The following is a 14039-nucleotide window of genomic DNA, read 5'->3' as shown; positions in this document are numbered from 1 at the left end:
CGCCAAAAGGGTGGCATGCGCCGGATTCTACGGTGCGGGTTGCTCGTGGGGGAGCAATCTTGAATAATCGGCGATTGAGAATGACTTGCAGAAGCTAATGACTCCCGTACCCGTTGGCCATCCCCGCATCCTGGTGATTGAAGACGACCCCGTGCTTGGCGCTTATGTTCGCGATCACCTGGCGCGCTGTGATTTTCACGTCACCTGGTGCCAGAACGGTCAGGAGGGCCTGGCGATTGCCCGCGAGCAAGCGTTCGAGGTGGTGCTGATGGACATCCTGTTGCCGGGGATGGACGGGTTGTCGATCCTCACCCATCTGCGCGAACACCATTCCACGCCGGTGCTGCTGATGTCGGCGCTGGGTGCCGAGGCCGATCGCATCAGCGGTTTTCGCCTGGGCGCCGATGACTACTTGCCCAAACCTTTCAGCATGGCCGAGTTGCGGGTGCGCATTGAAGCGATCCTGCGCCGTGTGGCACTGGATCGGCGGCATGTGCCTGCGCCGGTCGCCCACGACCAGCACAGCCTGCGCCTGGACGATGAACTGTGCGATGCGTTTTACGGTGAGTGCTGGGCGGGGCTGACCCGCAGTGAGTACCGTTTGCTCGAAACCCTGGCCCGCAATGGCGATGAAGTGCTGAGCAAGGCGTTTCTGTACCAGCACGTGCTGCAACGCGGCTACGCCCCCCATGACCGCAGCCTGGACATGCACATCAGCCAGATCCGCCGCAAGCTCAAGGCCATTGGTTACAGCGAGCGCGAAGTACGTACGGTGTGGGGCAAGGGGTATGTGCTGAGTGCCGTCGATGAAATGGCCTGACCTGCCCGGCAGGCACTCGCTGTTCTGGAAACTGGCTTTTCTGCTGGTGGGGTTCTGCCTGTTGATGATCTGGCTGAGCTGGTCCTGGGGGCGTTACATGGAACAGCAAAACCTGTTCCTGTCCGATGAAGCCCGGAGCACTCTCGGCGGTTATGCCGCCGAAGCCGAACGCGCCTGGGTGCGCGGCCAAGGCGCGGGAGTCGACGCCTGGTTGCAGGACATGTCGGGCCGCGAAAGCACTGACCTGGGGGTGATCGGGCAGGACCTGCAATCGCTTGGCACCCTGCCGTTGAGCGAGAGCCAGGTTCAGCACATGACGTTCCTGCGTGGCCTCGATTGGCCGGTCAGTCGCCATGCGAAACGTTTGCCGTGGTTGAGGATCCCGTTTCCCGAAGACCCCTCGGCGGGCAGCCTGGTGATCGAGTTGCCGCAACGGTTCATGCCCGGTCATTACCGGTTGTTCTGGCGTGTGATCACCAACGGAGTGATTCCGGGACTTTTCACCTTGTTGCTGTGTGTGGGCTTGTACCGATTGCTGGTGGTGCCGCTGAACAGCTTGCGTGAGCAGGCCAATGCCTGGCGTGCCGATCAACTGACCACGCGGTTGCCGACCCTGACCACCAACCGTGCCGATGAGCTGGGTGAATTGGGGCGTGCTTTCGATCAGATGTCCGAGCGCCTGCAAAGCACCGTGGCCTTGCAGCAGCAATTGTTGCGCGACCTGTCCCACGAACTGCGCACCCCGTTGAGTCGCCTGCGGGTGGCCAGTGAAAGCGAGCAGGACTTGTTGCAGTTGCGTGAACGCATCGGTCGGGAAGTCGATGTCATGCAGCGGCTGGTGGAGGACACCCTGCAACTGGCGTGGCTGGACACCGAGCGTGCGCCCCTGCCCGAGGAGGCGATCCAGATTCAGGCGCTGTGGGAAATGCTCACGGAAAACGCCTGTTATGAAAGTGGCTGGTCCGCCGGGCAATTGCAGTGTGCGGTGGAGGCGTCGTGCTGGGTGCGCGGCAATCTCAACACTCTGGCCCAGGCCCTGGAAAACATTCTGCGCAATGCTATTCGCCATTCTCCGGACGGTGGCGTGGTGCGTCTGGACGGTCTGCGCGACGGCAACTATTGGCACCTGTGGCTGGACGATCAGGGGGCGGGGGTCGCCGAGCATGACCTGGAGCGCATCTTCGCGCCATTCACCCGACTCGACGGATCGCGGCCGGGCGACGGCGGTTTCGGGCTGGGCTTGAGCATTGCGCGCAACGCGGTGCAGCGTCAGGGCGGGCGTTTGTGGGCGGAAAAAACGTCACAGGGGTTGCGACTCAACATGCGATTGTTGGCGGATAGTTGAGGGTGTCCAGGGCGATGATGTCCTCGCAATGAGCACAAATTCCGGCCTTATTCCCATAAAGCATAAACACCACACTTTGCGTGATATGGCCTGTCGAGGTTTGCCGGTATGATGGGCGCCCCCGCAGTCTGGATTGCGAATACGCCATGACCTTGCAGTACCCCACCATCGCCGATTGCGTCGGCAACACTCCGCTGGTTCGTTTGCAGCGCCTGCCTGGCGCCACCAGCAATACCCTGCTGCTCAAGCTCGAGGGTAATAACCCGGCGGGTTCGGTCAAGGACCGTCCGGCGCTGTCGATGATCACCCGCGCCGAGTTGCGTGGGCAGATCCATGTCGGCGACACCCTGATCGAGGCGACCTCCGGCAACACCGGGATCGCCCTGGCCATGGCGGCGGCGATCAAGGGTTACAAGATGATCCTGATCATGCCCGACAACTCCAGCGCCGAGCGCAAGGCCGCGATGACCGCCTATGGCGCCGAGCTGATTCTGGTCAGCCAGGAAGAGGGCATGGAAGGTGCTCGCGACCTCGCCCAGAGAATGGAGGCAGAAGGCCGCGGCAAGGTGCTGGACCAATTCGCCAACGGGGATAACCCCGAGGCGCACTACACCACCACCGGCCCGGAAATCTGGCGCCAGACCCAGGGCACCATCACGCACTTCATCAGTTCGATGGGCACCACGGGCACCATCATGGGTGTTTCGCGCTACCTCAAGGAGCAGAGCTCCACGGTGCAGATCGTTGGCTTGCAACCGATGGAAGGCTCGGCGATTCCGGGCATCCGTCGCTGGCCGCAAGAGTACCTGCCGAAGATCTATCAGGCCGACCGGGTTGACCGGATCGTCGACATGGCCCAAAGCGAAGCCGAAGACGTGACCCGTCGACTGGCCCGCGAAGAAGGAATCTTCTGCGGCGTGTCCTCGGGCGGTGCGGTGGCTGCGATGTTGCGTCTGTCCCGGGAAGTTGAAAACGCGGTGATGGTCGCGATCATTTGTGACCGTGGCGACCGTTACTTGTCGACCGGCATTTTCGACGCGTCCAACTGATGGCCAAGCATGAGAGAGGCCTGCGCTTCCAACCGACTGGCGGCATCAAGGCCCCGCAAGTCCCGACCGGCAAAAAACAGCGCTTGACCATCGAGCGCCTGGCAAACGACGGTCGCGGTATCGCGTTTTTCGAAGGGCGCACCTGGTTCGTCATCGGTGCCTTGGCCGGTGAAGACATCGAAGCGCGCGTGCTGGGTGCTCACGGCAAAGTCGTTGAAGCGCGCACCGAGCGCGTGTTTGTCGCCAGCGATTTGCGCCGTCCCGCGCCCTGCGCCCATGCCGGGCGTTGCGGCGGTTGCAGCGTGCAACATCTGCCCCACAACGAACAGCTTGCCCTGAAACAGCGCATGCTCGCCGAGCAGTTGTCGCGGGTGGCCGGTGTCGAGCCCGAGCAATGGGCCGCGCCGTTGAGCGGTCCTGAATTTGCCTATCGACGTCGCGCCCGGGTGGCGGTGCGCTGGGACATCAAGGCGAAAAAACTTGAAGTGGGCTTCCGCGCGGCGGGTAGCCAGGACATCGTCGGCATCAACGATTGCCCGGTGCTGGTACAGCCCTTGCAACCGATCATGAGCCGCTTGCCGGACATGCTTCGACGCTTGAGCAAACCTCAGGCGCTGGGGCATGTGGAATTGTTTGCCGGTTCTTCCCTGGCGTTGCTATTGCGGCACATGGCGCCGTTGTCGGACGCCGACCTGACCATCCTCAAGGAATTCTGCGCGTTCCATGAAGCCCAGTTGTGGCTGCATGGCGAAGGTGAACCGCAACCGGTGGCGGCGGATCAATCGTTGGGATATCGCCTTGAACAATGGGACTTGAACCTGGCGTATCGGCCGGGGGATTTCATTCAGGTCAACGCCGGTGTCAACGAGGCGATGGTTGCACAGGCCCTGGAATGGTTGGCGCCGACCGCCGATGAGCGCGTTCTGGATCTGTTCTGCGGCTTGGGCAACTTTGCCTTGCCGCTGGCGCAGAAGGTTCGTGAAGTGGTGGCCGTGGAGGGCGTGCAAGCCATGGTCGAACGTGCCGCCGCGAATGCACTTAGCAACAATCTGCATAATGCCAAATTTTTTCAGGCCGATTTGTCCCAACCTTTGGCTGATGCCGAATGGGCCCGTGAAGGCTTTTCTGCGGTACTCTTGGACCCACCCCGTGACGGTGCTTTCGAGGCGGTGCGCACGCTCGCATCCCTGGGTGCCAAGCGGCTGGTTTATGTGTCGTGCAACCCGGCAACACTGGCGCGCGACACGGTCGAATTGATCAAGCAGGGCTATCGGTTAAAACGTGCCGGGATCCTCGATATGTTTCCTCAGACGGCGCATGTCGAAGCCATGGCGTTATTTGAAGCGAGCTAGGATGGCTCGTCTGGTCCGATTGGCCCGCCCGTGCAGTACCCGCGCCAGCCCTGTGCGGGTGCATCGGCAATACAGGTCAGCGAATTTGACGCATTGAATCGGCGTCGTAGGGAAGGTAAAGCAAGATGGTACAGGTGAGAGCACACCAGCCGATCAACACCGACGGCAGTATCAATCTCGAGGCTTGGCTCGATCATGCGGTCAGTGTCGACACGGCACTCGATCGCGAAGCCTTGAAGGAAGCCTGCGAGTTCGCTCGTGCGGCCGAACAGCAAGCCAATGCGGCGAAGAACCTGTGGTCCGAAGGGACCTCGAGTTTTCGCACCGGCCTGGAAATCGCCGAGATCCTTGCCGATCTCAAACTCGATCAGGATTCGCTGGTTGCCGCGGTGCTATACCGGGGTGTACGCGAAGGCCAGATCCAGTTACCGGCGGTCAGCCAGCGCTTCGGCACGGTGGTCGCCAAACTGATTGACGGCGTGCTGCGCATGGCCGCGATCAGTGCGAGCCTGAGCCCGCGTCAGTCCATGGTGCTGGGCACTCAGGGCCAGGTGGAAAACCTGCGCAAGATGCTGGTCGCGATGGTCGATGACGTTCGCGTCGCGCTGATCAAACTGGCCGAACGCACCTGTGCGATTCGTGCGGTGAAAACCGCCGATGACGAAAAACGCAACCGCGTCGCCCGGGAAGTCTTCGACATCTACGCGCCGCTGGCTCACCGCCTGGGCATCGGCCATATCAAATGGGAGCTGGAGGACTTGTCCTTCCGTTACCTGGAGCCGGATCAGTACAAGCAAATCGCCAAGTTGCTGCACGAGCGACGCCTGGACCGCGAGCGGTTCATCAGCGACGTGATGAACCAGCTACAGAATGAATTGCAGGCCACCGGCGTCGATGCCGACATCAGCGGCCGGGCCAAACATATTTATTCGATCTGGCGCAAAATGCAGCGCAAGGGTCTGGAGTTCAGCCAGATCTATGACGTGCGTGCGGTGCGCGTGCTGGTGCCGGAAATGCGCGATTGCTACACCGCGCTGGGCATTGTCCACACCCTGTGGCGGCACATCCCCAAAGAATTCGACGACTACATCGCCAACCCGAAAGAGAACGGCTACCGCTCGTTGCACACGGCGGTGATCGGCCCGGAAGGCAAGGTACTGGAAGTCCAGATCCGCACCCACGCCATGCACGAAGAGGCCGAACTTGGTGTCTGCGCGCACTGGCGCTACAAGGGCACCGACGTCAAGGCCAGTTCCAACCACTATGAAGAGAAGATCTCCTGGCTGCGTCAGGTGCTCGAGTGGCACGAAGAGCTGGGAGACATCGGTGGCCTGGCCGAACAGTTGCGGGTTGATATCGAGCCGGATCGGGTCTACATCTTTACCCCCGACGGTCACGCCATCGACTTGCCCAAGGGCGCAACGCCGCTGGACTTCGCTTACCGCGTGCACACCGAAATCGGTCATAACTGCCGAGGCGCGAAGATCAACGGGCGCATCGTTCCGCTCAACTACAGCCTGCAAACCGGTGAACAGGTCGAGATCATCACCAGCAAGCACGGCACTCCGAGCCGCGACTGGCTGAACCCGAACCTGGGTTACATCACCACGTCACGGGCGCGGGCGAAGATCGTTCACTGGTTCAAATTGCAGGCCCGTGACCAGAACGTCGCGGCCGGTAAAACCCTGCTCGAACGCGAACTCAATCGCCTCGGCCTGCCGCAGGTGGACTTCGACAAGCTGGCCGACAAGGCCAACATGAAAACCGCCGAGGACATGTTCGCAGCCCTGGGGGCCGGCGACTTGCGCCTGGCGCAACTGGTCAACCTGGCGCAACAACTGGTCGAGCCGGAGCGCGGTAACGAGCAACTGGAGCTGATCCCGCGCAAAGCCACGGGCTACAAGCCGGGCAAGCGTGGCGACATCCAGATCCAGGGCGTCGGCAACCTGATGACCCAGATGGCCGGCTGCTGCCAGCCGTTGCCGGGGGACGCAATCGTTGGCTACATCACGCAGGGGCGTGGTGTGAGCATTCACCGTCAGGACTGCGCCTCGGTGCTGCAACTGGCCGGGCGCGAGCCGGAGCGGATCATTCAGGTCAGTTGGGGGCCGGTGCCGGTGCTCACCTACCCGGTGGACATCGTCATCCGGGCCTACGATCGTTCCGGTTTGCTGCGTGACGTGTCGCAGGTGTTGCTCAACGAGCGCATCAACGTGCTGGCGGTCAACACCCGCTCGAACAAGGAGGACAACACGGCGCTGATGTCCCTGACCATCGAGATTCCGGGGCTGGACGCGTTGGGTCGATTGCTGGGGCGTATTTCCCAGTTGCCGAACATCATCGAAACCCGGCGTAACCGAACCCCGTGACGGTGATCAATGTGGGAGCGGGCTTGCTCGCGAAGAACGATAACGCGGTATGTCAGATAGACCGCGTCGTCCGCTTCGCGAGCAAGCCCGCTCCCACAGGTTCTCCTAGAGATTGATAGATGTATTCACTTCAAGACTTGCTGCACCTGATGAACCGCCTGCGGGACCCGCAGTTCGGCTGCCCGTGGGACATCAAGCAAACCTACGCGACCATCGTTCCGCATACCCTGGAAGAGGCGTATGAAGTCGCGGATGCCATCGAGCGTGGCGACTTTGATCACTTGCAGGGCGAGCTGGGCGATCTGCTGTTCCAGGTGGTGTATTACAGCCAACTGGCGCGGGAGGAGGGGCGTTTCGAATTCAATGGGGTGGTCGACAGCATCACCCGCAAGCTGATTCGTCGTCATCCCCATGTGTTCCCGACCGGTGATCTGTATGCGCCGCTGGATGTCCCGCGCCTCAATGAGGAGCAGGTCAAGCAGCGCTGGGAAGAGATCAAGGCCGAGGAGCGTGCAGAGAAATCGCAAGCGCCCGAGCAGCTTTCGTTGCTTGACGATGTGCCGACGGCGCTGCCCGCGTTGTCTCGTTCTGCCAAACTGCAAAAGCGCGCCGGGCAGGTCGGTTTCGACTGGCCGGATGCATTGCCGGTACTCGACAAGGTCCGTGAAGAGCTCGATGAAGTGCTTGAAGCCATGGCCGACAACGATGCGGCGGCGATTGCCGATGAAGTCGGCGACCTGCTGTTTTCCGTGGTCAACCTGGCGCGTCACCTCAAGGTTGATCCGGAAACCGCGTTGCGTGGCGCCAATGGCAAGTTTGAAAGACGTTTCCGATTTATCGAACAGGCATTGCGCGACACCCACCGTCCCATAGAAGATTGCACCCTCGAAGAGTTGGACGCCTTGTGGGGCGAAGCCAAACGTCAGGAAAAGAATTTGCCCAGCTGCGGCTGAGCTGTTGCCTAAGTGAGTAAGCACCATGAGCCTTTCCCTTCGCGACCAGTTGCTCAAAGCAGGGCTGGTCAACCAAAAGCAGGCCAAACAGGTCGGCAAAGAAAAACAGAAGCAGCAACGTCTGGTCCACAAAGGCCAGATCGAACTCGATGACTCCCAGCAGCGTGCGGCCCAGGAGGCCATGGCCGAGAAGGTCAAGCGCGACCAGGAGCTCAATCGTCAGCAGCAGGAGAAGGCCGAGCAAAAGGCCCGTGCCGCGCAGATCAAGCAATTGATCGAAGTCTCGCGTCTGCCGAAGCTGACCACCGAGGATTACTACAACTTCGTTGACGACAAGAAGGTCAAGCGCCTGTCGGTCAACACGCTGATGCGCAACAAGCTCAGCAGCGGCTCGCTGGCCATCGTGCATCATGCCGGCGGTTATGAAGTGATTCCGCGCGAGGCGGCGCTGAAGATTCAGGAGCGCGATCCCCAGCGCATCGTGCAACTGAATGTTCAGACCGAAGAGGTCGATGTCGAAGATGATCCGTACGCGGCCTATCAGATCCCTGATGATCTGATGTGGTAAGCGTTTAGCGTTCGCTGCAACGACAAACCCCGCGCTCATTGGCGGGGTTTGTCGTTTTTCAAGTCTGTCATTGCCGGGGTCAGGCGTCGCGTTGCTGTTCCAGGGTCTCGAGTTCGGCCTTGTAGCTGTGGGCATCGCTTTCGGAATGGAACATGCCTACCAGCAGGTCTTGTTGGTACACATCCCAAATCCGTACGCCGGCGGCGACGCCTTCGTGGGACATGTGTGAATCATCGCGTTCAGTCACTTTTACAGTCATCGGCCAGCTCCACTTTCGGGTGATCTGCAGCAAGGCGTGTGCAGGCCTTTGTTATATATTTTGTTAGCAGGCTAAGTAAATGACTGTGCTCGGTAACGAACCTTTACGGATTTTGCAAAAGAGCCGCAGCCCGCGAAGTGCGCGACATTCGGTCGCGGGGCGTTTGGTTTCATGACGAATATTTCATGTTCGCCCAGGTGTTTTTGGTGGGGGCGATCCAGGTTCGGGAGGCAGGGAGTGATCTCGCAGGCGAAAAAAAGCCCCGCGTTCGCGAGGCTTTTCGTTTCGGTCCGGCTTAGCTGCCTTTGACCGTCTTGCCGTTGACCGTACCGTCCAGGAGCATGATGTTGTACTCCTTGCCGTCGGTTTCAACCTGTTGCAGACGTACCAGCAGGTAATCCCAGTCCTTGGCGAACCAGAGTACGGTGGTGCGCTTGCTTTGTGTCGGGTCACGCACGCGCTCGACCTTGATGGCGTCGATCTGGCCAGCCTTGGTGTCGACTTTTTCAGAGCCCAGCACGCGGAAGTCATAGGTATCGACTTCGCCATCATCGACAACCTGATAGCTCATGCTTTTTTTGCCGGCCGCCACATCATGTTGCAAGGCCAGTTGATAAGTGGACTTGTCGACCATGCCGCGGTTCAGCGGGATTTTTACCGCATCGCCACGGTCGGTGCCGGTGACCATTTTGGTGGTCCAGTCGAAGTCCAGGTCGGCTTTCTTGGCTTTACCCAGGCCGCCGCGCTCGAAGTGATAGGACTGTGGCAGCAGGGTGTCCTTGTCCAGTGTCAGGGTGCTTTCTTCGGTCAGGCTGGCGATCATCATCGAGGCCTTGAAGCTCAGCTTCCAGACGCCGTTGGCGTTCTTGGTCAGGCTGCGCTCAGCCGTGCCGCTCATGGGAAGTTGCTTCCAGTCTGCGGTGTAGCTGGCGGAGAACGGTTGAAGGTCTGCGGCCTGCGCAAAAGGCAGGGCGAGCAGAGCACAAGCGAAGAGCAGGGCGCGACGCATAAAATCTCCTAGGTACGAATCAAGTGGCCGCTGGCCGCGAGTAACTGACCATCCAGTAAAGCACCTTGTTCGCCAAGCGACAGTCGACCTTCGGCAAACCAGCGTACGGCCAACGGATAAATCAGGTGTTCCTGGACATGGACTCGCTGCGCCAGACTCTGCGGCGTGTCGTGCAACTCTACCGGTATTACTGCCTGTACGACCAGTGGTCCGCCATCGAGTTCCTCGGTGACGAAGTGCACGCTGCAGCCATGCTCGGTGTCGCCGGCCTCCAGCGCTCGCTGATGCGTGTGTAACCCTTTGTATTTGGGTAGCAGCGAAGGATGGATATTGAGCAGGCGGCCCTGGTAGTGACGCACGAAATCAGCGCTGAGAATGCGCATGAACCCGGCGAGTACCACGAGTTTGGGCTGGAAGGCGTCGATCAGTTCGATCAGGGCGGCATCGAAGGCCTCGCGACCTTCAAATGCTTTGTGATCGAGGGTGCGGGTGTCGATGCCTGCATCCTTGGCGCGTTGCAGGCCGTAGGCGTCAGCGCGGTTGGAAATCACCGCGCGGATGCGAACCGGGCTGTCGCCGGCTCGCACGCTGTCGATCAAGGCCTGCAAGTTACTGCCGGTGCCGGACAACAGCACCACAACATCACAGGTGGCGGGCATCCGCTCTTGCATCAGTGTGCCTTGAGGTTATTGAGTACAACCGAAGCCGCGCCTTCGGCAGCGGTGGCGATCTGGCCGATCACCCAAGGCTGCTCGCCGGCTTCGCGCAGTACGTTCAGCGCGGTTTCAACGTGCTCCTGGCCAACGCAGATCACCATGCCGACGCCGCAGTTCAGCACGCGGTGCATTTCGGTTTCGTCGACGTTGCCTTTCTCTTGCAGCCAGTCGAAGACTGCCGGGCGGGTCCAGCTCGCCACGTCAACTACGGCCTGAGCGCCTTTTGGCAGTACGCGCGGGATGTTGTCGAGCAGGCCGCCACCGGTGATGTGGGCCATGGCCTTGACGGCGCCGGTGTCCTTGATCAGCTTGAGCAGCGGCTTCACGTAGATACGGGTCGGGGCCATCAGCAGGTCGGTCAGCGGTTTGCCGTCGAGCTGGATGTTTTCGATGTCGGCACCGGACACTTCGATGATCTTGCGGATCAGCGAGTAGCCGTTGGAGTGCGGGCCGGAAGACGGCAGGGCGAGCAGGGCATCGCCAGCAGCGACTTTCGAGCCGTCGATGATTTCGGATTTTTCGACCACGCCGACGCAGAAGCCTGCCAGGTCATAGTCTTCGCCTTCGTACATGCCAGGCATTTCAGCGGTTTCGCCGCCTACCAGCGAGCAGCCGGACAGCTCGCAGCCAGCACCGATGCCGGTCACGACCTGGGTCGCGGTTTCGACGTTCAGTTTGCCGGTGGCATAGTAGTCGAGGAAGAACAGCGGTTCAGCGCCGCAAACCACCAAGTCGTTGACGCACATGGCAACCAGGTCGATGCCGATGCTGTCGTGCTTGTTCAGGTTCAGTGCCAGGCGCAATTTGGTGCCCACGCCGTCGGTGCCGGAAACCAGCACGGGCTGCTTGTAGCCGGCCGGGATTTCGCAGAGGGCGCCGAAACCGCCCAGGCCGCCCATGACTTCCGGGCGCGCAGTGCGCTTGGCGACGCTCTTGATGCGTTCGACCAATGCTTCACCGGCGTCGATGTCTACACCGGCGTCCTTGTAGCTCAGGGAGGGTTGCTTGCTCATGATCCAGGCCTTTAGGGGGGATTCAGGGGTAACGACCGAGTCTGGTGAGGGCGCTGAAAAAAATCGCTGCGGGTGTCCCGCGTGAGAATTTCAGAGTGCCCAGCCGTTGCCGGTCTGCGAAGGCGCGCGATTTTATCAGGCTTGAGGGGCAGCGGCCATCCTCGGGCCGACGGGCAGGGACATATCGCGATAAAAAAACCGATATTGGCCGTGTTGGGTCGCATCGCTCATGGCTGTATAAGGTATAGCCGTTAAGCGGCTATCGTTATGACAGTACGAAATCTTCCATCGGTCGTGTGAATGTTTTGCCAGGGTTTGTGGTCACAGCCTTGCTCTCGTGTGTTCATGCGCACTGCTCCAACCGTTTTTCTCGTCGGGAATCTTCCATGGGTTTGCGTAAATTTCTTTTTGTCGGTTGTTTGTCGCTGGTCAGCCTGGCGAGTCATGCCGAAACGCTCAATGGCCTTTATCAAGTGCGCGAGCCGGTCAGTGGCCAGACGCCACAGGAGCGCGATCAGGCTACGCAGAAAGCGCTGGAAACCCTGGTGTTGCGCCTGACCGGTGATGCCAAGGCTGCCCAGAGCCCGGCGCTGGCCGCGATTCGCAAGGATCCGCAACAGATCATCAGCCAGTACGGTTATGACGCCGGGCCACCGGAAAGCTTGCAGGTCGACTTCGATCCGGTCAGTACCGATCGCGCATTGCGCCAGGCCGGGTTGGCGTTGTGGGGTGCCAATCGGCCGTCGATTCTTGGGTGGTGGCTGAGCGATTCGACTGAAGGCTCAAGCCTGGTCGGCGACGGTCAGGCCAGCGCTGCGCCGCTGCGCCGTGCGGCTCAGCATCGCGGTTTGCCGCTGCGCTTGCCGCTGGGTGACCTGGATGAGCAGATTGTCGCGACTGCGCCCAATCTGGAAGGGGCAGACCCTGCGCCGTTGCGACATGCATCGGAGCGTTATGGTGCCGACGCCTTGCTGGCGGTACATGCCCGTGAAGAGGGCGGCCAATGGCAGGCCAAGTGGCGCTTGTGGCTGGGCGACCAACGTGAGCAGGGCAGCGTGCAGGGCGCCGACACGGCGGCTGTCGCCGATGCGGTGTTGCTGGCGGTCAGTGAGCGACTCGCGCCACGTTTTGTTGCCAAGCCGGGCGTGTCCACCGAGCAGTTGCTGGAAGTGCAGGGCATGAACCTGGAGCGTTACGCGGCATTGGGGCACCTGCTTGAGCCGTTTGGTGCGCACCTGCAAAGTGTGGATGGCGACCGGATTCTCTATCGGGTCAACGGTAGCGCCGAACAGTTGCGGGCCCAACTGCAGTTGGCAAAGTTGCAGCCGATACCGGCGGGTGAGGCGCTGGCACCCGTTGCGGCGGTGCAACCAGCGGTTGCAGGTTCGGCGCCCGTTGTAGCGCCGGTGCCGGCTGCGCAATTGCGCTTCCGTTGGTAAACGTTTCTCTCTTTATATAGAAGCAATGGAGTGGTTCATGGCCGATACGCGGCGTTGGGTCTGGCTTGGTGGGGTGTTCCTGCTGTGCGCGTTTGTGTACCTGTTGCATCCTATTCTCACGCCCTTTCTGGTGGCGCTGTTGTTGGCCTATCTGTTCGACCCGCTGGTGGATCGGCTGGAAAGGCTCGGCCTGTCGCGCACGTGGGGTGTGGTGGCGGTGTTTGCCTTGTTCACCCTGATCGTCATGACGCTGCTGTTGGTGTTGGTGCCGATGCTCGCCAAGCAGTTGTTCCGCCTGTATGAGTTGGCGCCGCAAATGCTCGACTGGTTGCAGCACACCGCGATGCCTTGGGTGCAGGCGAAAATGGGATTGGCGGACGGCTTCTGGAAGTTCGACAAGGTCAAGGCCGCGATCAGTGAGCACATGGGCCAGACCACCGATATCGTCGGTGTGGTGCTGAGCCAGGCGACCGCTTCGGGTCTGGCGTTGATCGGCTGGCTGGCCAACCTGGTGTTGATTCCGGTGGTGAGTTTTTACTTGCTGCGCGACTGGGACCTGATGATGGCGAAGATCCGCAGCCTGCTGCCGCGTGATCGCGAGGCGCGGGTGGTGTCGCTGGCGGGCGAATGCCATGAGGTGCTCGGGGCTTTCGTGCGTGGGCAGTTGCTGGTGATGCTGGCACTGGGCGTGATTTACGCCGCCGGGTTGATGCTGGTCGGGTTGGAGCTGGGCCTGTTGATCGGCTTGATTGCCGGCCTTGCGGCGATTGTGCCGTACATGGGCTTTGTGATTGGTATCGGTGCGGCGCTGATTGCCGGGCTGTTCCAGTTTGGCGGTGATCTGTACCCGATGATCGGGATTGTCGCGGTGTTCATGGTGGGGCAGGCGCTTGAGGGTATGGTCCTCACGCCGCTGCTGGTGGGTGACCGAATCGGCTTGCACCCGGTGGCGGTGATCTTCGCGATTCTGGCGGGGGGCGAGCTGTTTGGTTTCACCGGGATCCTGCTGGCGTTGCCGGTGGCGGCCGTCATCATGGTCCTGGTGCGTCATGTGCATGACTTGTATAAAGATTCTGATATGTACAGTGGCGCCGAAGACCCTGATTTATGACGACGTCCGGTTGACCCCTCCTGGCTGCCCGACGCA

General features: G+C 60.8%; 13 protein-coding genes. 9 read left to right on the top strand and 4 right to left on the bottom strand.

Going from position 1 to position 14039, the window contains the following annotated elements; translation table 11 throughout:
- Nucleotides 1-97 precede the first annotated feature (97 nt).
- The 7 genes from AC1Z1G_RS19355 (at nucleotide 98) to AC1Z1G_RS19325 (ending at nucleotide 8456) form a co-directional block, all read left to right on the top strand.
- Nucleotides 98-820: a response regulator transcription factor gene (locus AC1Z1G_RS19355; protein ID WP_483621853.1), complete on the top strand. Its 723-nt coding sequence runs from the start codon at nucleotides 98-100 to the stop codon at nucleotides 818-820.
- The gene (locus AC1Z1G_RS19350; RefSeq protein WP_483621851.1) at nucleotides 807-2165 is read left to right on the top strand and encodes a histidine kinase sensor domain-containing protein; all 1359 of its coding nucleotides are present in this window, start codon (nucleotides 807-809) and stop codon (nucleotides 2163-2165) included. The genes AC1Z1G_RS19355 and AC1Z1G_RS19350 overlap by 14 nt, the downstream gene beginning before the upstream one ends.
- Nucleotides 2166-2311: 146 nt before the next feature.
- Nucleotides 2312-3214 carry a cysteine synthase CysM gene (gene cysM / locus AC1Z1G_RS19345; RefSeq protein ID WP_483621850.1) on the top strand — a complete coding sequence of 301 codons (903 nt, stop codon included), beginning with the start codon at nucleotides 2312-2314 and terminating at the stop codon, nucleotides 3212-3214.
- Nucleotides 3214-4566, top strand: a complete 1353-nt coding sequence (gene rlmD, locus AC1Z1G_RS19340) for a 23S rRNA (uracil(1939)-C(5))-methyltransferase RlmD (protein WP_483621849.1) — start codon at nucleotides 3214-3216, stop codon at nucleotides 4564-4566. Before cysM ends, rlmD begins: the two co-directional genes overlap by 1 nt.
- A gap of 125 nt (nucleotides 4567-4691) precedes the next feature.
- Entirely contained in the window at nucleotides 4692-6935 is a 2244-nt protein-coding gene (gene relA, locus AC1Z1G_RS19335) for a GTP diphosphokinase (RefSeq protein WP_347901492.1), read from the top strand.
- 119 nt (nucleotides 6936-7054) lie between these two features.
- A complete protein-coding gene (gene mazG / locus AC1Z1G_RS19330; RefSeq protein WP_483621847.1) occupies nucleotides 7055-7888 on the top strand; it encodes a nucleoside triphosphate pyrophosphohydrolase in 834 nt (277 codons plus the stop codon).
- A 25-nt stretch (nucleotides 7889-7913) separates the two neighbouring features.
- Nucleotides 7914-8456, top strand: coding sequence for a DUF2058 domain-containing protein (locus AC1Z1G_RS19325; RefSeq protein ID WP_483621845.1), 543 nt, complete (start codon nucleotides 7914-7916; stop codon nucleotides 8454-8456).
- 79 nt (nucleotides 8457-8535) lie between these two features.
- Here AC1Z1G_RS19325 and AC1Z1G_RS19320 read toward each other — a convergent pair whose 3' ends face one another.
- The 4 genes from AC1Z1G_RS19320 to purM form a co-directional block, all read right to left on the bottom strand.
- Nucleotides 8536-8715: a hypothetical protein gene (locus AC1Z1G_RS19320; protein ID WP_483621843.1), complete on the bottom strand. Its 180-nt coding sequence runs from the start codon at nucleotides 8713-8715 to the stop codon at nucleotides 8536-8538.
- 295 nt (nucleotides 8716-9010) lie between these two features.
- Nucleotides 9011-9724: a DUF3108 domain-containing protein gene (locus AC1Z1G_RS19315; protein WP_347901488.1), complete on the bottom strand. Its 714-nt coding sequence runs from the start codon at nucleotides 9722-9724 to the stop codon at nucleotides 9011-9013.
- An 8-nt stretch (nucleotides 9725-9732) separates the two neighbouring features.
- Nucleotides 9733-10383: a phosphoribosylglycinamide formyltransferase gene (purN, locus tag AC1Z1G_RS19310; protein ID WP_483627919.1), complete on the bottom strand. Its 651-nt coding sequence runs from the start codon at nucleotides 10381-10383 to the stop codon at nucleotides 9733-9735.
- Between the two features lie 11 nt (nucleotides 10384-10394).
- Entirely contained in the window at nucleotides 10395-11453 is a 1059-nt protein-coding gene (gene purM, locus AC1Z1G_RS19305; protein ID WP_483621841.1) for a phosphoribosylformylglycinamidine cyclo-ligase, read from the bottom strand.
- A gap of 386 nt (nucleotides 11454-11839) precedes the next feature.
- Here purM and AC1Z1G_RS19300 point away from each other — a divergent pair, with 386 nt between their 5' ends.
- Both AC1Z1G_RS19300 and AC1Z1G_RS19295 read left to right on the top strand, forming a co-directional pair.
- Complete coding sequence (locus tag AC1Z1G_RS19300; protein WP_483621839.1) at nucleotides 11840-12892, top strand: DUF2066 domain-containing protein; 1053 nt, start codon at nucleotides 11840-11842, stop codon at nucleotides 12890-12892.
- 37 nt (nucleotides 12893-12929) lie between these two features.
- Nucleotides 12930-14003, top strand: coding sequence for an AI-2E family transporter (locus AC1Z1G_RS19295; protein WP_483621837.1), 1074 nt, complete (start codon nucleotides 12930-12932; stop codon nucleotides 14001-14003).
- Nucleotides 14004-14039: the final 36 nt, after the last annotated feature.

This window comes from Pseudomonas sp. JL27(2026), from assembly GCF_056933555.1.
This window is presented reverse-complemented; position numbering and strand designations above follow the sequence as displayed.